Origin of the sequence: Bradyrhizobium sp. AZCC 1577 (assembly GCF_036924575.1) — a bacterium.
Taxonomy (GTDB): Bacteria; Pseudomonadota; Alphaproteobacteria; order Rhizobiales; family Xanthobacteraceae; genus Bradyrhizobium.
The window spans coordinates 4151013-4171631 of record NZ_JAZHRQ010000001.1 but is presented as its reverse complement, the minus strand read 5'-3'; the positions used below and the strand labels follow the sequence as shown (position 1 = coordinate 4171631).

The following is a 20619-nucleotide window of genomic DNA, read 5'->3' as shown; positions in this document are numbered from 1 at the left end:
GGACCGGTTTGAATTTCTAGATGGCATCATCCGAAATCACTCTCGAAGCCGTCCCCTCCGTCAGCGACATCAAAGCTGCGGATTGGGACGCCTGCGCAAATCCGGCGGGCGACCCGAATGGCCTCGATAGCCTGGACACGCTGGCTCCGCGGAACGGCTCCTGCGCCGCTGCAAAGCCGGCCTATAACCCCTTCGTTTCTCATGCCTTTTTTGTAGCCGCGGAAGCTTCTGGCTCGGCCTGCGCCCGCACGGGCTGGGGTCCTCGGCATCTGCTGGCACGGCTCAACGGCGAGATCGTCGGCGTCGTGCCCTGCTATCTGAAAGCCCATTCGCAAGGCGAATATGTCTTCGACCGCGGCTGGGCGGATGCTTATGAGCGCGCCGGCGGACGTTATTATCCCAAGCTGCAGGCCTCGGTGCCGTTCACGCCGGCCACCGGCCCCCGACTTCTGATCCGCGACGGCGTCGACCGCGAACAGATCGGCTCAGCGCTGGCGCGCGGGCTAATGGCGCTGTGCAACGCGACCCACGCCTCCTCCGTGCATGTGACCTTTGCCCGCGAGGCGGAAGCGAAGTTATTGGGTCAGCATGGCTTCCTGCAACGGAACGACCAGCAGTTTCACTGGCACAACGAGGGCTATGGTAGTTTTGACGATTTCCTGAACTCGCTGAATTCGCGTCACCGCAAAGCGATCAAGCGCGAGCGACGCGAAGCGGTGGCCGCCGGCGTCACGATCCACCGCTTGACCGGAGCCGATATCACCGAGGACGCGTGGGACGCATTCTTCACGTTCTATATGGAGACCGGCTCGCGCAAATGGGGCCGCCCCTATCTCACGCGAAAATTCTTCTCGCTGATCGGCGAGAGCATGAGCCGCGACGTGCTCCTGGTGATGGCCAAGCGAAACGGCCGCTGGATTGCGGGTGCCATCAATTTCATCGGATCGGACACGCTGTTCGGCCGCAATTGGGGCGCCATCGAGCATCACCCGTTCCTGCATTTCGAGGTCTGCTACTATCAGGCGATCGATTTTGCGATCGAGCGCGGCCTCAAGGTCGTCGAGGCCGGCGCGCAGGGCGAGCACAAGCTGGCCCGCGGTTACCTGCCGCAAATCACCTATTCCGCGCATTTCATCGCCGATCCCGATTTACGCCGCGCGATCGCCGACTATCTGAAGCGCGAGCGCGCCTATGTGGCCGAGGTCGGACGGGAACTGACCGAGGCCGGCCCGTTCCGCAAGGCCGCCGACGAGACTTGACCGGTTGAGCTGCCGACGTGAGATTTGAGATCAAACCTTGAGGGAAGAAGCCCATGCCCGCCTACGACGCCAACAATCCCTTCGCAAAAATCCTGCGCGGCGAGTTTCCCTGCCACAAGGTTTATGAGGACGACCATGTGCTGGCCTTCCTGGACATCATGCCGCGTTCGCCGGGCCACACGCTGGTGATCCCAAAAGTCCCTGCCCGCAACATCCTCGACATCGCGCCAGACGATTACGCCCACGTCGCGCGCGCCGTCCACAAGATTGCCGCCGCCGCCATGAAGGCGTTCAAGGCCGACGGCATCACCGTGCAGCAATTCAACGAGCCCGCCGGCGGCCAGGTCGTGTTTCATTTGCACATGCACGTCATGCCGCGCCACGATGGCGTGGCGCTGCTGCCGCCCGCGAGCCGCAAGGAAGATGTGAAGGTGCTGGAGGACAACGCGACCAAGCTGATGGCGGCGCTGGGGTAGCTTTCAACCCCCACGACGTCATTGCGAGCGCGTGGAGAAGCCTAATCCCCCTCCACATCCCCGCTCTTCGCCTCCGCCAGCGGCGAGAACTCGCAGCGGTCCGGCTTGACGTCGAGCAGCGGCGTCTCGTCGAGGCAGTCGAGGCCGCGCACTAGGATCGTGTTACCTTCGACGCCGACGAACTTCACGATCGAGGTGCCGATCGGATTGGGCCGCACCGGCGAGCGCAGCGAGAAGGTGCCGCGGGTTTTCCGGTTGTTCTTCGGGCTCTGCAGCACGAGATCGCGGCGCGAGTGATGCAGCCAATAGATCACTTCGAGATTTTCATAGAAGTCGACGCCCTTGATGGCGGGCACCCAGGGCTCGAAAATCTCGAGCCGGCAAACCGGGCCGTCGTGGCGGCCCTGTCGCGGTGTGTCCAGCCGCGACTTCCAGGGCGTCCGGATGCGGCCGATGAAGACCAGCCCGGCATCGCGGGCCGGCGGCATGTCGACGGTAACTTCGCCCTCGCGGAGTTTGGTGTCCTGAACCATTGCCTAATCCAGTGAGATGGGCACCGATCGCGTGCAACCTTTCTTGTCGGGGCGGGACAGTACCGGATTGTGGGCCATGCAATCAACCGAGCCACCATTTCCCGGCCAGAAGGATGATCTCGCCAGAGACCACGCCGGCAAAGATCGAGCGTCGCGTCAGCATGAACACCGCGAAGCCTGCGGCGACCGCGCCATAGCGCAGCCAGTCCGGCACGCCGGCCAGCGCGCCCGGCGGCTGCACCAGGATTTGCGCTATGACGCCGGCGAGAATCGCGGTCGCCACCGCCCTCACCCACACCAGGACTTCCGAGCCCTCGTCGACGCCGGCGCCGAACCACAGCCCGGCCATCCGCCAGATCTCGTTGGGCAGGAAACCTGCAAGCACGAGGACCAACAGCGCGTGCGGGCTGCCGAAAAACTCGCTCATGCGCGCGCCCTCTCCCGCCACCAGTGCACGCCGTAGGCAATGCTGCCGGCGGTGACGCCGCTGATCAGGATGTCGACGCCGGTATGCAGCATCGACACCAACGGAAACAACGAAAGCCCCAGCACCAGCGCCAGCACATCCGATATCTGCTTGCAGTTGCGCGCCGTCGACAGCAGGAACGCCAGCGGCGTCAGCAGCAGGATCGCCGCAGCGAACAGCGGCGGCAGCTTGGCAGCAAGTGCATAGCCAAACGTAGTCGCGATCATGCAGACGGTGACCAGCCCGCAGCCGAGGCCATGCGTGAACGCAATCCGCCGCTCGCGCGGCACTTTTGGCAGCAGCCGATAGCATTCGACCCAAAGCGTGACGGCGATGAAATGCGTCGCCAGCACGAGGTGACGGCGCCTGGTCTTGGACGTCTTCATCAGCGGCAGCACCGATACCACCATCGGAAACAGCCGGATCGCGCTCACCGTCACCGCAATCGCCGCCTGCACCGCGGTCGCCCCGGAGCCGAGCGTCGAAATCAGGATGATCTGCGCCGGACCAGCCCATACCAGCAGCGTGCTGCCGAGCACCCAGCCGAGGCTGAAATGGCTGTCATGGGCCAGCGCGCCGATGCCGAGATAGGTCGCAAACAGCACCAGCGTCAGCACGGTGGATGCGACCGAACTCACGCCCAATGCGAAGGCGCGAAAGGGGCTTTTCCATTGGGGAGAGTCGAGTGGAGGCAGTGCCACGGATGACCGGATGGAGGTTTGAGTCGTCGCGGGGCATAGGGCTGGCGAAAGCCCCTTGCGTCAAGGAACCTAGCTACAGAGCTGTTATGCGTTGGTAAGCCGTTTCCCCGTCATTGCGAGCGAAGCGACGCAATCCATAGCACGGCATACCTGATAGATGGATTGCTTCGTCGCTAGCGCTCCTCGCAATGACGGGATCAAGCCCCGTAATCTGGTCTCATCACCCCGGCACGCCCCTGTTTCTCAGCACAAAACACGCGCCTCCCGCTTTGCGGATGCGGTTGCAGAGGTCGTCGGCCTCGCCGCGTGTGTCGGCGCCGAAGCGCACCTGGTAGAACGTCGCCGGGCCGCGGCTGCGCAGGCGCGAGGCGAGAATGCTGGGGTCGCGATTGCCGATCGCGCTCGAAAGACGAGAGACCGCGCGCCCATACATCGCAAGCGCCTTGTCGCGGGAAAAGCCGGCGGCGAGCTGCACGCCCCACACCTTCGCGGCGGCGAGCTTCACGCGCTGCTCCAGCCCGGCGATAAAGGGATTGGGCGCTTGTTTCAAAAGCGCCATCAATTCGCGGCAGCTCGATGTCGGGATTCGTTGGGGCTGCTTGCCGCCCTTTCCCGCCGCGGCCCACTCCTCGACCGTGGAGCCGGTGATGGCGATCACGTAGCTGCGGGTTTCCTGCGGCATCCCACCAGTGCCGGCCAGCCATTCCTGCACCCGCCGCGGGCCGGCATTGTACGCCGCGGCGGCGAGCCCGAGATTGCCGAACTGGTTGCGCAGCTCGTCGAGAAACTCGGCCGACTTCGGCAGCGCCTGCACGGGATTGAAGGGATCGAGCAGGCCGCGCTCGTTCGCCGTTCCCGGCATGAACTGCGCAATGCCCTGCGCCCGCGCGCCGCTGCGCGTCACCGGCCCGACAGCATCGGACTGAAAGCGGCTCTCCTGCCAGATCACGCGCGCGAAGAACTCCAGCGGCAGGTCCGAGGCCCTCGCCGCCGACTCGATCATCAGGCACATCGCCTCGCGCGCCTCGCTCTCGCGCGCGGTGGCCGGCCTTTGGCTAGGCGTCGCGCTCGACCGGGTAGCCTCACCCGCGTCCTCGGCGAAGGCGTTCGCTACCGAGGACAAAAGCCACAGCGTGCACCATAGGGAGCGAAGAAACCGACCTTTTTGCATGGCAGTTCGCAATCCGGGAATGCGCATTGCGGTGGAAATGTTGGTCAAACGATCATGGCTTGCAGGTGGGTCCGCCGCCTCTCGGCTGCGCGCCGCCTTTTTTGCGTTGCAATTGCTCCTAAATCCCCGCCATCGGAACCGGCGTTAATTTACGTTAACGCCGCATTTTGCGGCGGCCGGACTTTTACCGGCAACAAAGCGGGGTAAAAGTCTCCTCACTTTTTTGGGAGAACTTTCAATGCAGGACCGGCGCGAGAGCGTGCGCGACAAGGTGATGTATGGCGGCGTCGCCGAGATCGGCGAACACGGCGCGACGCGCGAATGCATCGTCCGCAATATCTCCGATCACGGCGCGACCATCGAATTCAGCAATGACATCCAGTTGCCGAAAGAGCAGCTCTCGCTGCGCATCGCGCGCAAGGGTCGCTCCTTCCTCGCCAGGGTCATCTGGTGGCGCGACAATTTCGTCGGTGTCGCATTCTATGGTCAAAGCCCGGCCGAGCCGGTCTCCGATCTCGAGGAGCGGCTGCGCAGAAGCGAGATCAAGAAGCGGCAACTCGAACGCCGGATCGACGAGTTGCTCGGCGAGCGCTGAGCGCCGACGGGTCTTGTAGGCAACACCATAGACGACTTACGGTGCCGCGGCCCAACCACGGTATTGCTGGAGTTAGCATGTCTCCAAAACCGCCAGACGACCTGCCCGTCTATCGCCTGCTGACCGGCAAGGATGACGCTGCCTTCTGCCGGCGCGTTTCCGAGGCAATTGAGCTCGGATATGTACTGTATGGCTCGCCTTCCGTGACGTTCAACGGTGAATATGTCGTGGCCGCCCAAGCGTTGGTTTGGCCGGGCAGTTAGGGCATCAAAAAGCCGGCGGTCTTGCGACGCGCCGGCTCTTCGTTTCGGATTGAGGCCGCTTATGCCTTGACCAGCGGTCCCTTGGACGCAGGCCCCTTGGAGCCGCCGCCCCCGTTGGGGCCGCCCGGCTTCGGTTTGCGCTTGCGCGCCCCCGGCAGCTTCTCGGGCTTCGGCGTGACCGGGCCCTCGACGAACTCGAAGCCGATCTTGTCTTTGCCCTCGGCGTCCTTGACCAGCACGACGCGGACATGGCCACCGCCCTTGAGCTGACCGAACAGCACCTCGTCCGCGAGCGGTTTCTTGATGTACTCCTGGATCACGCGCGCCATCGGCCGCGCACCCATCTGCTCATCGTAGCCATGCTCGATCAGCCAGGCCTTGGCTGGTTCCGACAGCTCGATGGTGACGTCGCGGTCGGCGAGCTGCGCCTCGAGCTGCAGCACGAACTTCTCCACCACCATACCGATGACGTCGGCGTTGAGGTGAGCGAACGAAACGATCGCGTCCAGCCGGTTGCGGAATTCCGGCGCGAACTGGCGGTTGATCGCCTCATGGTCGTCGCCTTCCCGCTTGTTGCGCGTGAAGCCGAAGGCTTGGCGCGCGAGGTCGGCAGCGCCCGCATTCGTGGTCATGATCAGGATCACGTTGCGGAAGTTGACCTGCTTGCCGTTGTGATCGGTCAGCCGGCCGTGATCCATGATCTGCAGCAGCACGTTGTAGAGATCCGGATGCGCCTTCTCGATTTCGTCGAGCAGCACCACGCAGTGCGGATGCTGGTCCACGCCATCGGTCAACAGGCCGCCCTGGTCGAAGCCGACATAGCCAGGAGGCGCGCCGATCAGACGCGACACCGTGTGCCGCTCCATGTATTCGGACATGTCGAAGCGAAGCAGCTCGACACCGAGCGAGGCCGCAAGCTGTTTTGCAACTTCGGTCTTGCCGACGCCGGTCGGACCGGAGAACAGGTAGGAGCCGATCGGCTTTTCCGGTTCGCGCAGGCCGGCGCGCGCCAGCTTGATCGCGGCGGATAGCGACTCGATCGCCTTGTCCTGGCCGAACACCACGCGCTTCAAGGTCTGCTCAAGGTGCTTCAGCACCTCGGCATCGTTCTTTGACACGCTCTTGGGCGGAATCCGCGCCATGGTCGCGATCGTAGTCTCGATTTCCTTGATGCCGATCGTCTTCTTGCGCCGGTTCTCGGCGACCAGCATCTGCGCCGCGCCGGACTCGTCGATCACGTCGATCGCCTTGTCGGGCAGCTTGCGGTCGTGGATGTAGCGCGAGGAGAGCTGCACGGCCGCCTCGATCGCCTCATTGGTGTATTTCAGCCGATGGTAATCCTCGAAATAAGGCTTGAGGCCCTTCAGGATCGCGATCGCGTCTTCCACCGTCGGCTCGTTGATGTCGATCTTCTGGAAGCGGCGCACCAGCGCGCGGTCCTTCTCGAAATGCTGGCGATATTCCTTGTAGGTGGTTGAGCCCATGCAGCGGATGTTGCCCGCGGCGAGCGCCGGCTTGAGCAGGTTGGACGCGTCCATTGCGCCGCCGGAGGTGGCCCCTGCTCCGATCACGGTGTGGATCTCATCGATGAACAGGATGGCGTTCGGATGCGCCTCCAGCTCCTTCAACACCTGCTTCAACCGCTCCTCGAAATCGCCGCGATACCGCGTGCCCGCGAGCAGCGTGCCCATGTCGAGCGAGAATACGGTGGCCGCAGCCAGCACTTCCGGCACCTCGCTGTCGACGATGCGCTTGGCGAGCCCTTCCGCGATCGCAGTCTTGCCAACGCCGGCATCGCCGACGAACAGCGGGTTGTTCTTCTGGCGGCGGCACAGCACCTGGATGGCACGGTTGATCTCGGCATTGCGCCCGATCACCGGATCGATCTTGCCGTCCCGCGCCTTCTTGTTCAGGTTGACGCAATAGGTCTCGAGCGCCTCGCCCTTCTTCTTGGCGTCCTCGTTGCCCTTGGTCTCGGTCTCCTCGTCGACGCCGCGCACCGGGCGCGCTTCGGAGACGCCCGGCCGCTTGGCGATGCCATGGCTGATGTAGTTGACCGCGTCGTACCGCGTCATGTCCTGCTCCTGCAGGAAATAGGCGGCGTGACTTTCGCGCTCCGCGAAAATCGCGATCAGCACGTTGGCGCCGGTGACTTCCTCGCGCCCCGATGACTGGACGTGTATCACCGCGCGCTGGATCACGCGCTGGAAACCGGCCGTCGGCTTGGCGTCATCGGCGCCGTCAGTCACCAGATTTTCGAATTCGGTCTCGAGATAATTGACGAGGCTGGTGCGCAGCTTGTCGAGATCGACGCTGCACGCGCGCATCACCGCAGCCGCATCCGAGTCATCGATCAGCGACAGCAGAAGATGTTCGAGCGTCGCATATTGATGATGGCGCTCGTTTGCAATCGCCAATGCACGATGCAGGGATTGTTCAAGGCTTTGGGAAAAAGTTGGCATTCGCGTCCTCTATGGCCCCCGGTCATCATGATCGCCATTACCCGGTGAGGCAACAACAACCTTCGTCATCCCCTGTCATATAGTTACACACGATCGTGGCGAAAGACCGGTTCCGCAAGCGTAGTTTTCCTCTAAATTCGCCGCACCACGGCGGCGGCACGCGACCCTCTCCCCTGAAAAAACTGCCGGGAATACGGTCGGCGTCCATCAACACCGATCCATGCAATCCCGTTCCTTATTTCCGGCCGGATCGCGAGCCACGCGCGGCTATTTTTTTTCCATCACACATTGCAGTGGGTGCTGGTGCTTGCGCGCAAAATCCATCACCTGCGTGACCTTGGTCTCGGCAATCTCGTAAGTAAACACGCCGCACTCACCGATCCCGTGGTGATGGACATGGAGCATGATCTTGGTGGCCGCTTCGGCGTCCTTCTGGAAGAACTTCTCCAGCACATGAACGACGAACTCCATCGGCGTGTAGTCGTCGTTCAAAATAAGGACCCGATAGAGGTTCGGACGCTTGGTCTTCGGCTTGACCTTGGTGATGACCGATGTTGATGGTCCGCCGGTTCCGGCGTTGCGGTTCTCGTCATTGCTCATTCGGGGAGCAGAGGGTGACTTTGCCGGCACGGACGGACAAGCTTTGAAGGTTGGCTGCAACATGGCTCAGGCGTTCGAAATTCCAAAAGGGGATGACCGGAGGGCGCATCCTGGCCCACACGCGATCGGCTCTGAGGTGAGCCACCGCCTGGTACCCAGTAACGCTTATTCCAGATCGCCGCTCCCGGTCCGACCCGTTGGCCGGATCGGCACCTGGAATATGGGTCCGCCGCCGGATCGCCGCAAGCGCACTGATGTTGCCCTGCCACGTCCCTCGACCGACCCGATTCCCGGCTCGGCTATCCGGAGCAAGGTTAATCGTTTCTCACGGATTTGACAAAGGACGGCGACGGGTCGTTTAGCCGCCGTTGAGCATGCCGGGGTCTTTTGGCGACCGGTTTGGCGGTGCACCGGGTTTGACCCGTTTTTGGCGGAACCGGTTTACCGCCTGTTTAGCGGCCCGGGCGGAAATGCCCGTAAGAAATCACATTTGCGGTGAGGCCATGCTCGATACAGTCGTATTCCGTCGCTTTCGCACGGCTGCCAGCCGGTTTGTCGGCGCCAATGACGGCAACATCGCGATCCTGTTCGGGATCGCGGTAATCCCGATCATCGCTTTCGTCGGCGCAGCGGTTGATTACACCCGCGCCAACAGCGCCCGCTCCTCGATGCAGGCCGCCCTCGATTCCACCGCGCTGATGCTGGCGAAGGACCTGACCGAGGGCACAATCCAGGCCTCTGAAATCTCGGAGAAGGCAGACGCGTATTTCAAGGCCCTCTATACCACGGACGCCAAGTCGGTCACGATCAAGGCAAGCTATACCCCAACCTCCGGCAACGGCGCGACCATCCTGGTCAACGGCTCCGGCGCGGTGGATACCACACTCATGCGGATCGCCGGCTTCCCGACCCTGGACTTCAATACCAGTTCCACTTCGGCCTGGGGCAGCAAGCGCATGCGCGTGGCGCTGGTGCTGGATAATACCGGGTCGATGGATGCGAATGGCAAGATGGGGGCCATGCAAAAAGCCGCCACGGACATGATCACGGACCTGTCCAAATACTGGAAGAAGACCGGCGACGTTTACATCTCCATCATCCCGTTCGCGAAAGACGTCAATGTCGGCACCGCGAATGTCGATGCGTCATGGATCAATTGGGCAGAGTGGGAGGCTGAGCCTCCGATTCTGAACGACAAATCCAAAAGCATTAATAATGCCTTCAGGACGGCCATAGCTGGTTCGGACTGTCCTTTCTCGAAAAGCACGCACGGCTTTGTTTGTATGGACAGGCCCGCAACACAAAGCGGAGCTCAGACCAGAAGCAAAATACCTTCGAACGGCTACATCTGCCCCGGCCTCGATAACGGCCAAAAGGTGTCCGGCAAAGCCAACATTTACTACAATGGGTGCTACACGACCACGACCGGCTCGAGCGCAAGTTGCGGAGCATTCGGACCGAGCAGATGCACGTGCTTCGGGAGCGGCTCAAGCAAGGTCTGTCACTTTTGGCGTGGTGATGACACCGCGGCGACGGCGCCAGCAAGGCCCGCGCGCAGCACCTGGACCGGCTGCATCAACGATCGCGACCAGGCTTACGACACGACGAACATCGCACCGGGATCAAGTGGCGGCAGCCCATCAACGCAGTTCTATGCGGAACAGTGGTCTCAATGCCTTGACTCAACGGTGACACCGATGAGCGAGAATTTTCAAACTCTCAAGGATCAGATCAACGCCATGGTTGCCAGCGGCAATACCAACCAGGCGGTGGGTCTGGCATGGGGCTGGCAATCCGTCAGTACGGATAATGGCCCTATCAAGGCGCCACCGAAAGAAGCCAACTACGTCTACCAGGACTTCATCGTCCTGCTGTCCGACGGACTGAACACCCAAAACCGCTGGAGTTCATCCACGTCGAGCATTGACGCCCGTCAAAAGATCCTCTGCCAGAACATCAGGGATGATAAGTTGCACCCCGTCACGGTGTTCACGATTCAGGTCAACATCAATAGCGCCGATGCGGAGTCCCAGGTGCTGAAGGAGTGCGCGACTCCCGATGGCAGCTTCCAGATGATCACGAGCGCCACTCAGACTTCGGATGCATTCAAGAACATCCTCACGCAAATCTCCAGGCTCCGCGTCGCGAAATAAGCGCCGCGAAAAGCTCACGAAAAAAGCCCGGCCGTTACGGCCGGGCTTTTTGTTTTCGAAATAGGGAGCCGCGAATTAGTGCGCGGCCGGGGTGAACTTCGCGACCAGGCCTTCATAGGGCTTGTAGGCCTGCTTGGCGAGGTCGGTGTAGAGGCCCGCAATCTTCTGCGACTCCGCGACGAAGGTTTCGTAGGAAGAACGCGCAAATTCGGTCTGGGCTTCGAGCGCCTTGTCCAGCGACTTCACGCCGGAGAGCTTTTCGACAAACGACTTGGTGTCTTCGAACGATTTCTTGGCGTAGTCGCCGTAGGCGGTGGCGATCGCCTGAACGCCGCTCTGCACGTTGGTTGCGGAAGCGGCAACCGATTCGAGATGCTCTTTGCCGTAGTTCTGAATGTCTTCAATTTTGACCATCATGGAGTCCTTTCCCAGACTGAGCGTTCCTATTGCCGGGAGGTCCCGGCTCCCTGACCACAACGCCCCTATATGTGCACCGCACAATAAAGTCAAGGATTCTTGTGCGGCGCACAAATATGGTCAATTAACAAAAACCCCGGGGTCTTACGCAACGGTTAATTAATCTTTTGGAAACTCGCTCCGCCTAACCTGATTCCTGGACTTGTTCGTCTTCCGACAGACAGCCCGAAAGCTGTTTGTGAACAGCATCTTAGCTAGAAAAGCGACCTGATCGGCCACTCCAGCCTCGCACCATGGCCGGACCGGCGCTTCGAACGGGGAACCATCAGCGGCTGGTGGGCACAATTTTGCCTCACGAGCCGGTGATCAAGACTGAAATTGGGACGGGGAAGTAAATGCTTCGTACAACCTTGGCTTCCTCGCGCGCATTGCGAATGTGCGCCCTCGGACTGGTTACCTTCACGACAGCAATATTGATCTCGAGCGAGAGCGCCGAGGCGCGCCGCTCCAAGCACCGTCGCCACCATCACGTCGCGCGCGAAAGCTATAGCCCGCAATTCTCCTCCATCATCGTCGACGGCAATTCGGGCGCGGTGCTCGCCTCCAACAATCCCGACGGCATCCGGCGCCCGGCGTCGCTGACCAAGATCATGACGCTCTATCTGCTGTTCGAGCGCCTGGAATCCGGCAAGATGAAGCTCGACACCGAGATGGAAGTCTCCGAGCACGCCTCCGAGCAGGCGCCGACCAAGCTCGGCCTGCGCCCGGGCCAGACCCTGAAGGTCGAGGACGCCATCAAAGGCCTAGTGACGCGTTCCGCCAATGACGCCGCTGTCGTGGTCGCCGAAGCGATTGCCGGCGATGAAGCCGAATTCGCCAGGCTGATGACGCGCAAGGCGCGCGCGCTCGGCATGAGCAAAACCACCTATCGCAACGCCTCCGGCCTGCCCAACGACGAGCAACTGACCACCGCGCGTGATCAGGCGACCCTCGGCCGCGCCATCCAGGATCGCTTCCCGCGCTACTACCGCTACTTCGCGACCACGGTGTTCAATTATCGCGGACAGTCGATCCGCAACCACAATCGCCTGCTCGGCAATGTCGAAGGCGTCGATGGCATCAAGACCGGCTACACCCGCGCGTCCGGCTTCAACCTCGTAAGCTCGATGCGCCGTGGCAACCGCCACCTGATCGGCGTGGTGCTGGGCGGCCGCAGTGGCGGTTCGCGCGATGCCACCATGCGCAACCTGCTGGCCGAAAACCTCGAGAAGGGCGCGACCAAGCGCACCGTCGTTGCGATCACCGAGCGCAATCCCGCCGACGGCACCGTCGATGTCGCCGCAGCCGAGACCGTTGCGCGTCCGGCCGAAACGGCTCAGTCCGGCGGCGCCCTCGCCGCCGCCGAGCCGGGGCTCGCCGCCATGCCGGCCACCCGCTCGATCGCGCCGGCCAAGCCGTCGCTGATGGCGGCCGCAGCCGCTGCCCTGCCCCCACCGCCCGCCAAGGTCGAACAGAGCAAGTTCGAGCAGCAAGCCAGGCCCGAACCCGCACCATTGACCAACGGCGTCATCCAGACCCAGCCGATATCAGCGATCCCCGGCTCGGCCGAGCCGATGAAGCCGGTCAAGGTCAAGACGGTTCAGGTCAAGGCTGGACCGATGAAGCTCGCTTCAGCCGGCCCCTCGCAGCCCGCGGCGCCGCCGATCACCAACACCATTCCGGCCCGCCCTGAAATCGCCGAGACCTCCAGCGCCGTCGTCGCAAAGGTCGCGGAGACCAAGGCCGAAGCCGCCAGGGTCGCGATGCCGCCGCAGCCTGCCAATCACGGTACCGGACAAGGCGTGCTCGGCGTGTTGCCCGCTTCCAGCCTGACACAGCCCCCCTCGCAAGCCCCGCACTCGCAGGCGCTGGCCTATGCCGATCCGGCACCCCACACCCAGCCACCGGCCGTCCAGCAGAACAGCGCCGTCAAGCCGGCCGCGCCGGCCGTGGTCCGCACCGGCTGGATCATTCAGGTTGGTGCGCTCGAAAGCGAAAGCGAGGCCAAGCAGCGGATCGATCTCGCCCGCACCAAGGCCAGCGCGCTGCTCAGCAAGGCCGATCCGTTCACCGAGCCGGTGGTCGCCAAGGACAACCGCACGCTCTATCGGGCCCGCTTCGCCGGTCTCGATCGCGATCAGGCTGAAGCGGTTTGCAAGACCCTCAAGCGCGCCGACATTTCCTGCATGACCGTTCGCAACTGATCTGGACGGTTCCTTTGAATTTGGCAAAGCCGGCGCCGCAAGCGCCGGCTTTGTTGTTTTCCAAGCACAGTCGCAACGGCTCTCGCGAGATCACGCCCAAGGCGGTCCGCGAAAACTTCTCGTCAAGAATTTCCGGTTAGGTTTCCCTGCAATGAACGATCGACCACGCCGGACAACGGCGGGCGATATGGGGCGTCAGTCAGAGAACGGCATGGAAGCAACTCGCGGTTTGTAGCGTCGGTGGCGTGAGCCGGAGTTAGCTAGAATGCGTGCGAAGAAGAGTATCCTTGGCCTCGTTTACGCGGGCAGCGAGGTACGTCGAGCCCCCCTGGTCGGGATGCAGTTTCTTCATCAGGGCGCGGTGCGCCCGGCTGATGTCGTCACGCCCCGCCCCCGGCTGCAGGCCAAGGATCTGATAGGCTTCCTCGTCCGTCATTTTTCCGCTCGCCGCCGTGCGGCGCTGCCCCCCTGCCGCATCGCCTTGCGCGTTCTGACGCCAAGCGGGAAACCGGCGGTCAAGATAGCTTTCAAGTAAGGCGACGCTCTCGGCGTCGAAGGCCGGTATCATCGCGATCAATTGCGGCAGATCGAACTCGCCGAGCGAACGCCCGGCATTCGGCCCGTCCACGATCCGCCCCGACAGTTCGCCGCTGTCGTGATCGAGACTCATGTCAAGAAACTGCGAGCGGACGCGCGAGGCCTGCCCCGACGAACGCTGCGCGCCGCCGCCGAATATCCCGCCGATATTGCTGAAGCCGCCCGGCCCGAACGGCGACCAGCCGAGCAGGCCGGCGCCGAAGATGCCGAGCGGAATTGCCACCGCAAGCTCGCCGCGCAGCCCGGTGAAAGCTGCGACCGCCAGCGCCACCACGCCGCCCACGATCTTGATCACGCGCGCGAGCACGACCGGGTTGGCTGCACGAAACATCTGCAGCAGCAAGTACAGAACGACAACGGCGATAACGCCGGCAATCAGGGTTGCCATGGCTCCAATATAGCGGCACTGGCGCCGAAAAGCATGGCGCTGGGCCTGGTCGCAACCAAAGTCGTAATCACTTCATCTGGCCGATCAGCGCGGCCGCGCCGCTTGTTGTCTTCGACAGCCGCAGCAGCGCTTCGCGCCCGCCGGCGGCGTAGGCTGCGGCGGCGCGCAGCAGTTCGCGCAACTGCGCCGCGGCGCCAGGGTCGAACCTGCACCATGCGCCGCCGGTGAGCCGCGCAATCTCCCGGAACGCCTGCTCGGCGGTCGGGTCGTGGCCTTCCTGGAACATGAACACGGGTACCTTGAGCAGGCCGAGTTCGCCGGCCTTGGCGCAGAGGTCGTCGACGGATTCCTCCATGGCATCGCCGACGAACACCACGGCGCGCACGCCGGACGCCACCGCCTCGCGGCGCGCCTCCGACAGCACCTTGCCGATTTGAGTGTTGCCGCCCTGGCAACCGATCTTGCTCATCAACCTTGCCAGTTGCGCGGAATCGGAGATCCAGCCCGTGGCGCGGCATTCGTTGAAGCCGCGGTAATAGACCAGCCTTATGTCGAGGCTGCCGAGCGAGGCCGCCTCGCGAAACATGTCGGCCTGCAGCGCGCAGGCCATGTCCCAGGTCGGCTGCCGGCTCATGGTGGCGTCGAGCGCAAACACCAGTTTTCCCCTGGCGCCCGGGCGGTGCGGCGACATCGCGCGCGCTTTCGCCACGAAGGCTGCGATGTCCTCCGACGCCGACGGCTTGGCCTCCGGCAATGGACCGCCTTTACGTGTCTCGGCCTTTGCCGAAGCAACATCGCCTGCCGATTTTGGCTTGATGGGTTCGCCGGCCATGAGCGCTCGCGAGTATGTAGCAAGCTCTATGTGGGACGGTGCACGGCGCCGGTCAATGCGCCGGACGGTGGCGCAGCCGCAAACGCACGATAGCGGTCAGTTGCCTAGTTCGTGACGGACTTGTTCTTCGGCGCTGGGTTGCTGGCCAACGGCACGGACAGCGGCACCGGTCCCGGGCTGCTGGTCAGAACGTCCGGTATCTTGGTCGGCACGGGCTTCAACGTGCCGCTCTTGTCGGATTCGTCTAGGAACTTGTCGAGCATCGACTGGATCGAGGATTTGGCTGCGTCAGGGCCGGTGTCCCGCATATCGTTGTGCTGGAAGCCAGTGTTCACGACGGTGATGCCGGCCTGCTCGCATTGCTCGTCGTCAGGCACGACGCCGGGGTCCGCTTTGAAATGCGTGTCCTGGGAGCGGAACGACAGGATCTTGAACTTGCCGTCGGTCAGGAACGGCACGCGCAAATTGTCCAGCGTCACGACTTTCTTGATCTCATCGGGATACTGCTTGGCGAAATACATCGAGATGTCGCCGCCCATCGAATGGCCGACCATGGTCACCTTTTCATAGTCGGCATTAGGCTGGATCTTCTTCATTTCGTGGACAGCGAAATGGATGTTGGCGACGCCGCGCTGAATCTGCGGCAGACGGCCGACATAGGGTTCACCGATCTTGGTTACCATCGGCGGATCGGTCGGTAGATCGTGCTGCGGGCTGACCGCAAGATAGCCGCGCCAGGCGAACACGGTCGAAAGGAATGAATACTCGGTGTTCTTGACGGTGTTGCCGTGATTGAGGATCGCAACCGGCAGCTTGATCAAGCCGGCATTGGCCTGCATTTCCTTGTCGCGGCGAACGGCGATGCTGACCGCCACTAGACGATTGTCGCGGACGGGATCATGAAACGCGATTGTCTCGTGCCGGATCGCCCACTTGTTCGCGGTGAAAAACGCGACAGCGACCAGCACGGAGAGTGAAAGCAGAACGAGAATTCCACGTTTCATATTTGTCTTCGTCCTCGCGCCCGCTAGGGGCTCAACCCTGTTTGAGACTCTTTCGGTCTCTTGTTGATGATATATGTCACGATGGCGTGACATAAAGGCCAAATGTTGTGTATTGACCGCCTGATCATTGTGCGGTGCATCCATCAATTATGCAGCCGCTCAGTTCCACAAATTCGGCCTCCTTTTTACTTTAAGACGTCTCCTTTCAAGCTTCGGTTCGAGCATCCGATAAAAGTCTAATGAAAATGGCGTAGTGGCGCCCAAGTAACGGCGTAGTGCCGCCCAAGTTCCCGGGAACCCACTGCGTTCACGGTGCATCACGGTGCAGAAATACCAGTGACTTAGACCGTAGTGTAGATGACAAGCTTCAAGGCCGGGTCGTCATTGGCCTGGAAACTCGCATACTCGAGTTTCAGTCGGCCCTTCTTGGGATGGGTCAAGGATTTTCGTCCTGCCGCGACGCCGCTAACGTCGTGGGCTTCCCACCAGCCGATAAATTCCGGACAGCCTTCACGCAGTCGCGCTAGCAGATCGCGAAAGGCTGGATCGCCGGCCCACAGGTCATGCGTCGCCCTGAACTGGGCAACCATGCGCTGGGCCTCATCCGTCCATGACTCACCGAACAGCCGCCTCGTCGCGGGATTGGTCAGTACCGAGAGCAGGCTGTTGCGGTCGGCTTCCGCAAGCCGGCTGAACGCAAAGATTTCGTCGGCGGCTGCATTCCAGGCGAGAATGTCCCAGCGCCGGCCAGTGACATAGGCCGGCAGGTTGAGTTGCTCGACGGTGCGGCGGACGGCGGGCGGAACGGTCTCGCGGACAAAGGCGCGCCGGTCGGCATTTTGCGTCAGCTCTCGCAGATGCCGGTGTTCGGCCCTGGTCAGCCGCAGCGCGCGCGCCAGCGCATCGATCGTTGCTGCCGAAGGGCTGACGGATCGTCCCTGCTCGAGACGGATGTACCAGTCGACGCCGATACCGGCGAGGTCGGCCACTTCCTCCCGCCGCAGGCCGGGCGTGCGCCGCCGACGGCCGCCGGGCAGCAGGCCGGCCGCCTTCGGAGTCAGCTTCTGCCGCCGTGAGCGCAGGAAGTCGCCGAGTTCGCTTTGCCTTGAATTCGTGCCTGGTTCTGCCATGCGCGCCGCGCCCCGAGGAAGAGTTCCTTAGTCCTAGGATAATACCAGGTCTTGTTGGGGCGATGAAGCCTGCGAGAATTCGGCTTCATCAAAACGAGGAGGTCCCATGAAGGCTGCCGTTCTGAACGCGTTCGGATCGCCGCTTGCGATCGAGACCCTTCCCGACCCGCTGTTCGGCACCGGCGAGGTTATCGTCGACGTCATGGCGAGCCGCGTGCTGGCCTATGCCAACGAAGTGCTCGGCGGGCAGCGGAAATACCTGATGGAACTACCCATGGTGCCCGGCCCCGGCGCGATCGGCCGTGTCCGGACCACCGGCCCCGACGCGACCCGCCTTCGCCCTGGCGATTGGGTCTATTGCGATCCGACCGTGCGCTCGCGCGACAACGCACTATCGCCCGACATCGCCCTGCAGGGCCTCACCGCCGGCAGCGAGGGCGGGCTGCACCTGCAACGGTATTTCCACAACGGCGCCTGGGCCGAGCAGATGCGCGTGCCGACCGAAAACGCGGTTCCGATCGGCGACATCGATGAGAAGGATGCAGGTCGTTGGTGTGCGCTCGGCACCTTGCTCGTACCCTTCGGCGGCTTCCTTGCCGCACAACTGCAAGCCGGAGAGATCGCGCTGGTCAACGGCGCCACCGGCAGCTTCGGCAGCGCGGCCGTCGCCGTCGCATTGGGGCTGGGCGCGCAATGCGTGGTCGCGACCGGGCGGAACGAGCAGGCATTGGCTGAGCTAACGCGGCGGTTCGGTGGGCGCGTCCGGACCGTGCCGATGCGTGGCCACGAGGCCGACGATCGTGCCCGCATCCTGCAGGCGGCGCCCGGCCCGATCGACTGCGTGCTCGACATCCTCCCGCCGGCGGCCAACGCCGCGCAGGTGCGAACCGCCATCATGGCGGTGCGGCCTTACGGCCGGGTGGTGCTGATGGGCGGCGTCGGCCTGCTCGGCGGCGTCGGCCTCGATCTGCCCTACCCCTGGATGATGCGAAACTGCATCACCCTGCGGGGGCAATGGATGTACCCACCGCATGCGGCCGCGCTGATGACCGGCCTGATCTGCGCCGGCCTAGTCAATCTCGATCATTTTGAGATCACCGTGTTCGGTCTGGACCGCGCCAACGAGGCGGTCGCGCATGCCGCCGCACACGGTGGTCCGTTCAAAATGACGGTCATCCAGCCGCGATAGGCTGAGCCGGCTGCCGATGGAGATCAGGCGCTGATGATGTCGCCAATGATGTCGTGGACTTCGAGCGGCTTGTCGACCTGGGTGAACCATTCAGCGCGGTTGGCGGCGCGGCGGCGGCCGCGCTCGTCGAGCGGCAGTTTGAGCTGGCGCAACAGGCTGGTCACTTCCTCGCGTGCCGTGACATGGCCCATGCTGGGCCGGGTGCCGAGGGTAGCCTCGTCGATGTTGTCCAGGGCCGTCAGTCCGCGCGGGAAGAATTCGCGGTAGACCACCCGCTCGGCGAATCCATCGATGGAACGGAAGCCGAGCCGCAGCGAAAGGTCCTTCAGGCTGTCGGCGACGAGCTGCTTGTTGCGCGATCCGATCATCGACAAGCGGTTGCGCACCACGATCCAGTCGGTGGTGGCGCCGTCGAGCTGGCGGCGCTTGCGCCTGGTGTCGCGCACCATCTCCGCATAATGGCTCTCGCCGGTTACCGTGTAGGTTGCGGGATCGACGGTGCCGAGCACATCGAAATCGAGGAAGCTGTCGTTGATCGGGGTCACCAGCGTGTCGGCCATCGAATGCGCCAGCCGCATCAGGTAGGAGTCCGAACCGGGCGTATCGATGACGATGAAGTCGAAAGCGCGCTCGACCGTGCCGACCGCCGCCGCGAACTGCTGGAACTCGGAGTTTTCGTTGTCGGCGATCTGCATCGTCTCGCCGAGCTTAATGCAATAGTGCACGGGGATTTCGAGATCGAGACCGGTGCGGCGGGCCCACGCGCTCCGGTTGGCGATGTAGCGGGTAAAACTCTGCTGGCGGCAGTCGAGGTCGATGGTGGCGACGCGCTGCCCGGCCTTCAGCAGGGCAACTGCGATATGCAGGGCGGTGGTGGATTTTCCAGAACCGCCCTTCTCGTTGCCGAGCACGACGACATGCGCCGAACCAAATTGACCCTGACTCGCCTGAAGCAACATGATTCAACCCCCGCTCGATATCTTCAAATCACAGCGCGGCTGCGGTCAAGTGAAATGCGTGACGACGCATTCAATTCGCTCGCGGTGTGTCTTAATCATGAATCCGATGGTGCGGATTTCGTTCCGTTGCAGCGATCTGCTCGCAGCCTTTTCGATCAGCGCGGCGGACACATCTAGCTTTCGCGTTTGAGCTGCCGCAGGCTTGCCATTCCCGAGTAACCTTGGCGGCAAAGCTCTGGCCTTATAAGGTCGGCGCGCCCGCCGAAAGTATCGGGGCCACCGGCCCCCTCACCCCGTCACAAGCTGCAAGAGATCGAGGCCAGATGTCGCGAAGTCCCATGGTCGTCCGTACCGTTCCCGCATTGCGCCGCGCCGTCGAGGCCTTGCGCGCCCGCAAGGCCGCCGTCGCGCTGGTGCCGACCATGGGTGCGCTTCATGACGGACACATGTCGCTGGTCCGGCTCGCCAAGCGTCGCGCACAGAAAGTCGTCGTCTCGATCTTCGTTAACCCGACGCAGTTCGCGCCGACGGAGGATTTCGGCTCATACCCGCGCACCTGGAAGGCCGACCTCGCCAAACTCACCGCCGAGAAGGTCGACCTGGTCTGGAATCCGGACGTCAAGGCGATGTACCCGGACGGCTTCGCCACAAGGATCGTGCCCGAAGGTCCGGCCACCGCCGGGCTCGAGGATCGTTTCCGACCGCATTTCTTCGGCGGCGTCGCCACAGTGGTTGGCAAACTGTTCACGCAGGTCCGGCCGGACGTCGCGATCTTCGGCGAGAAGGACTTTCAGCAACTGCGGGTGGTGACGCAGATGGCCGCCGATCTCGACCTCGGCGTCAAGGTGATCGGCTCGCGCACCGTGCGGGAACGCGATGGGCTGGCGATGTCCTCGCGCAACGTCTACCTCTCGGCCGAGGAACGGCAGACGGCACCGACGCTCCATCGCGCCATGAAGGAAAGCGCAAAACGGCTGAAGGCAGGCGAGGATTTCGAGGCCGCGATGGCGGTCGGCCGCGAACTGATCACCGCCGCCGGCTTCGCGCTGGACTATTTCGAGGCCCGCCACGCCGGAACGCTGGCGCCGATCGCATCGATCAAGGACGGACCGGTGCGGATCCTCGTCGCCGCGAAGCTCGGCACGACCCGCTTGATCGATAACATCGGCGTCTAGGACGTA

20 protein-coding genes are annotated in these 20619 nt (G+C 62.9%); 8 read left to right on the top strand and 12 right to left on the bottom strand.

The features are described from left to right. Positions 1-20 precede the first annotated feature (20 nt). Both V1278_RS19625 and V1278_RS19620 read left to right on the top strand, forming a co-directional pair. Positions 21-1259, top strand: coding sequence for a GNAT family N-acetyltransferase (locus V1278_RS19625; RefSeq protein ID WP_334381935.1), 1239 nt, complete (start codon positions 21-23; stop codon positions 1257-1259). Positions 1260-1312: 53 nt separating this feature from the next. Next, positions 1313-1735 carry an HIT family protein gene (locus V1278_RS19620; RefSeq protein ID WP_334363190.1) on the top strand — a complete coding sequence of 141 codons (423 nt, stop codon included), beginning with the start codon at positions 1313-1315 and terminating at the stop codon, positions 1733-1735. 41 nt (positions 1736-1776) lie between these two features. Here V1278_RS19620 and tsaA read toward each other — a convergent pair whose 3' ends face one another. The 4 genes from tsaA to V1278_RS19600 all read right to left on the bottom strand — a co-directional run bounded on the left by tsaA (position 1777) and on the right by V1278_RS19600 (position 4606). Further along, positions 1777-2268 (bottom strand): tRNA (N6-threonylcarbamoyladenosine(37)-N6)-methyltransferase TrmO, encoded by a 492-nt coding sequence (tsaA, locus tag V1278_RS19615; RefSeq protein WP_334381934.1) that lies wholly within the window; start codon positions 2266-2268, stop codon positions 1777-1779. Positions 2269-2350: 82 nt separating this feature from the next. Next, positions 2351-2695 carry an AzlD domain-containing protein gene (locus tag V1278_RS19610; RefSeq protein WP_057845843.1) on the bottom strand — a complete coding sequence of 115 codons (345 nt, stop codon included), beginning with the start codon at positions 2693-2695 and terminating at the stop codon, positions 2351-2353. Next, on the bottom strand, positions 2692-3435 hold the full coding sequence (locus tag V1278_RS19605) for an AzlC family ABC transporter permease (RefSeq protein WP_334381933.1): 744 nt from the start codon (positions 3433-3435) through the stop codon (positions 2692-2694). Before V1278_RS19605 ends, V1278_RS19610 begins: the two co-directional genes overlap by 4 nt. A gap of 220 nt (positions 3436-3655) precedes the next feature. Further along, positions 3656-4606, bottom strand: a complete 951-nt coding sequence (locus V1278_RS19600; protein WP_334381932.1) for a lytic transglycosylase domain-containing protein — start codon at positions 4604-4606, stop codon at positions 3656-3658. A gap of 238 nt (positions 4607-4844) precedes the next feature. Here V1278_RS19600 and V1278_RS19595 point away from each other — a divergent pair, with 238 nt between their 5' ends. Both V1278_RS19595 and V1278_RS19590 read left to right on the top strand, forming a co-directional pair. Then, complete coding sequence (locus V1278_RS19595; protein ID WP_334381931.1) at positions 4845-5201, top strand: PilZ domain-containing protein; 357 nt, start codon at positions 4845-4847, stop codon at positions 5199-5201. A gap of 77 nt (positions 5202-5278) precedes the next feature. Beyond that, positions 5279-5464, top strand: a complete 186-nt coding sequence (locus tag V1278_RS19590) for a DUF1737 domain-containing protein (RefSeq protein WP_028345587.1) — start codon at positions 5279-5281, stop codon at positions 5462-5464. Positions 5465-5523: 59 nt separating this feature from the next. On the opposite strand, the gene clpA is transcribed toward V1278_RS19590, so the two are convergent. Both clpA and clpS read right to left on the bottom strand, forming a co-directional pair. Then, positions 5524-7926, bottom strand: coding sequence for an ATP-dependent Clp protease ATP-binding subunit ClpA (clpA, locus tag V1278_RS19585; protein ID WP_334363199.1), 2403 nt, complete (start codon positions 7924-7926; stop codon positions 5524-5526). 267 nt (positions 7927-8193) lie between these two features. Continuing rightward, positions 8194-8526, bottom strand: a complete 333-nt coding sequence (clpS, locus tag V1278_RS19580) for an ATP-dependent Clp protease adapter ClpS (protein WP_028345585.1) — start codon at positions 8524-8526, stop codon at positions 8194-8196. Positions 8527-9029: 503 nt separating this feature from the next. On the opposite strand from clpS, the gene V1278_RS19575 reads away from it, so the two are divergent. Continuing rightward, positions 9030-10679 carry a TadE/TadG family type IV pilus assembly protein gene (locus V1278_RS19575; protein ID WP_334381930.1) on the top strand — a complete coding sequence of 550 codons (1650 nt, stop codon included), beginning with the start codon at positions 9030-9032 and terminating at the stop codon, positions 10677-10679. Between the two features lie 75 nt (positions 10680-10754). Here V1278_RS19575 and V1278_RS19570 read toward each other — a convergent pair whose 3' ends face one another. Beyond that, the gene (locus V1278_RS19570) at positions 10755-11093 is read right to left on the bottom strand and encodes a phasin family protein (RefSeq protein WP_028345580.1); all 339 of its coding nucleotides are present in this window, start codon (positions 11091-11093) and stop codon (positions 10755-10757) included. Positions 11094-11491: 398 nt separating this feature from the next. Between V1278_RS19570 and V1278_RS19565 the strand changes: the two genes are divergently transcribed. Further along, entirely contained in the window at positions 11492-13339 is a 1848-nt protein-coding gene (locus V1278_RS19565) for a serine hydrolase (RefSeq protein ID WP_334381929.1), read from the top strand. Positions 13340-13595: 256 nt separating this feature from the next. On the opposite strand, the gene V1278_RS19560 is transcribed toward V1278_RS19565, so the two are convergent. From V1278_RS19560 to V1278_RS19545, 4 genes are all read right to left on the bottom strand, one after another. Continuing rightward, entirely contained in the window at positions 13596-14324 is a 729-nt protein-coding gene (locus V1278_RS19560) for a DnaJ domain-containing protein (protein ID WP_334363203.1), read from the bottom strand. Positions 14325-14391: 67 nt separating this feature from the next. Continuing rightward, complete coding sequence (locus V1278_RS19555; RefSeq protein ID WP_334363204.1) at positions 14392-15156, bottom strand: VWA domain-containing protein; 765 nt, start codon at positions 15154-15156, stop codon at positions 14392-14394. Positions 15157-15260: 104 nt separating this feature from the next. Beyond that, positions 15261-16160 carry an alpha/beta hydrolase gene (locus V1278_RS19550; protein ID WP_334363206.1) on the bottom strand — a complete coding sequence of 300 codons (900 nt, stop codon included), beginning with the start codon at positions 16158-16160 and terminating at the stop codon, positions 15261-15263. A 341-nt stretch (positions 16161-16501) separates the two neighbouring features. Then, positions 16502-17290, bottom strand: a complete 789-nt coding sequence (locus tag V1278_RS19545; RefSeq protein ID WP_334381928.1) for a helix-turn-helix transcriptional regulator — start codon at positions 17288-17290, stop codon at positions 16502-16504. Positions 17291-17396: 106 nt separating this feature from the next. On the opposite strand from V1278_RS19545, the gene V1278_RS19540 reads away from it, so the two are divergent. Beyond that, entirely contained in the window at positions 17397-18479 is a 1083-nt protein-coding gene (locus tag V1278_RS19540; protein ID WP_334381927.1) for a zinc-binding alcohol dehydrogenase family protein, read from the top strand. Positions 18480-18502: 23 nt separating this feature from the next. Here the strand turns inward: V1278_RS19540 and V1278_RS19535 are convergent, their stop codons facing one another. Then, on the bottom strand, positions 18503-19438 hold the full coding sequence (locus tag V1278_RS19535) for a division plane positioning ATPase MipZ (protein ID WP_213286404.1): 936 nt from the start codon (positions 19436-19438) through the stop codon (positions 18503-18505). A gap of 323 nt (positions 19439-19761) precedes the next feature. Here V1278_RS19535 and panC point away from each other — a divergent pair, with 323 nt between their 5' ends. Then, positions 19762-20613 (top strand): pantoate--beta-alanine ligase, encoded by an 852-nt coding sequence (gene panC / locus V1278_RS19530; protein WP_334363211.1) that lies wholly within the window; start codon positions 19762-19764, stop codon positions 20611-20613. Positions 20614-20619 lie beyond the last annotated feature (6 nt).

What these genes read in the sequence shown, in the direction of transcription:
- V1278_RS19555 (WP_334363204.1), bottom strand. Translation starts at nt 15,156, where the DNA reads ATGGCCGGCGAACCCATCAAGCCAAAATCGGCAGGCGATGTTGCTTCG.
- clpS (WP_028345585.1), bottom strand. Translation starts at nt 8,526, where the DNA reads ATGAGCAATGACGAGAACCGCAACGCCGGAACCGGCGGACCATCAACA.
- V1278_RS19560 (WP_334363203.1), bottom strand. Translation starts at nt 14,324, where the DNA reads ATGGCAACCCTGATTGCCGGCGTTATCGCCGTTGTCGTTCTGTACTTG.
- V1278_RS19545 (WP_334381928.1), bottom strand. Translation starts at nt 17,290, where the DNA reads ATGGCAGAACCAGGCACGAATTCAAGGCAAAGCGAACTCGGCGACTTC.
- panC (WP_334363211.1), top strand. Translation starts at nt 19,762, where the DNA reads ATGTCGCGAAGTCCCATGGTCGTCCGTACCGTTCCCGCATTGCGCCGC.
- V1278_RS19625 (WP_334381935.1), top strand. Translation starts at nt 21, where the DNA reads ATGGCATCATCCGAAATCACTCTCGAAGCCGTCCCCTCCGTCAGCGAC.
- V1278_RS19550 (WP_334363206.1), bottom strand. Translation starts at nt 16,160, where the DNA reads ATGAAACGTGGAATTCTCGTTCTGCTTTCACTCTCCGTGCTGGTCGCT.
- tsaA (WP_334381934.1), bottom strand. Translation starts at nt 2,268, where the DNA reads ATGGTTCAGGACACCAAACTCCGCGAGGGCGAAGTTACCGTCGACATG.
- V1278_RS19575 (WP_334381930.1), top strand. Translation starts at nt 9,030, where the DNA reads ATGCTCGATACAGTCGTATTCCGTCGCTTTCGCACGGCTGCCAGCCGG.
- V1278_RS19540 (WP_334381927.1), top strand. Translation starts at nt 17,397, where the DNA reads ATGAAGGCTGCCGTTCTGAACGCGTTCGGATCGCCGCTTGCGATCGAG.
- V1278_RS19610 (WP_057845843.1), bottom strand. Translation starts at nt 2,695, where the DNA reads ATGAGCGAGTTTTTCGGCAGCCCGCACGCGCTGTTGGTCCTCGTGCTT.
- V1278_RS19565 (WP_334381929.1), top strand. Translation starts at nt 11,492, where the DNA reads ATGCTTCGTACAACCTTGGCTTCCTCGCGCGCATTGCGAATGTGCGCC.
- V1278_RS19535 (WP_213286404.1), bottom strand. Translation starts at nt 19,438, where the DNA reads ATGTTGCTTCAGGCGAGTCAGGGTCAATTTGGTTCGGCGCATGTCGTC.
- clpA (WP_334363199.1), bottom strand. Translation starts at nt 7,926, where the DNA reads ATGCCAACTTTTTCCCAAAGCCTTGAACAATCCCTGCATCGTGCATTG.
- V1278_RS19600 (WP_334381932.1), bottom strand. Translation starts at nt 4,606, where the DNA reads ATGCAAAAAGGTCGGTTTCTTCGCTCCCTATGGTGCACGCTGTGGCTT.
- V1278_RS19570 (WP_028345580.1), bottom strand. Translation starts at nt 11,093, where the DNA reads ATGGTCAAAATTGAAGACATTCAGAACTACGGCAAAGAGCATCTCGAA.
- V1278_RS19595 (WP_334381931.1), top strand. Translation starts at nt 4,845, where the DNA reads ATGCAGGACCGGCGCGAGAGCGTGCGCGACAAGGTGATGTATGGCGGC.
- V1278_RS19620 (WP_334363190.1), top strand. Translation starts at nt 1,313, where the DNA reads ATGCCCGCCTACGACGCCAACAATCCCTTCGCAAAAATCCTGCGCGGC.
- V1278_RS19590 (WP_028345587.1), top strand. Translation starts at nt 5,279, where the DNA reads ATGTCTCCAAAACCGCCAGACGACCTGCCCGTCTATCGCCTGCTGACC.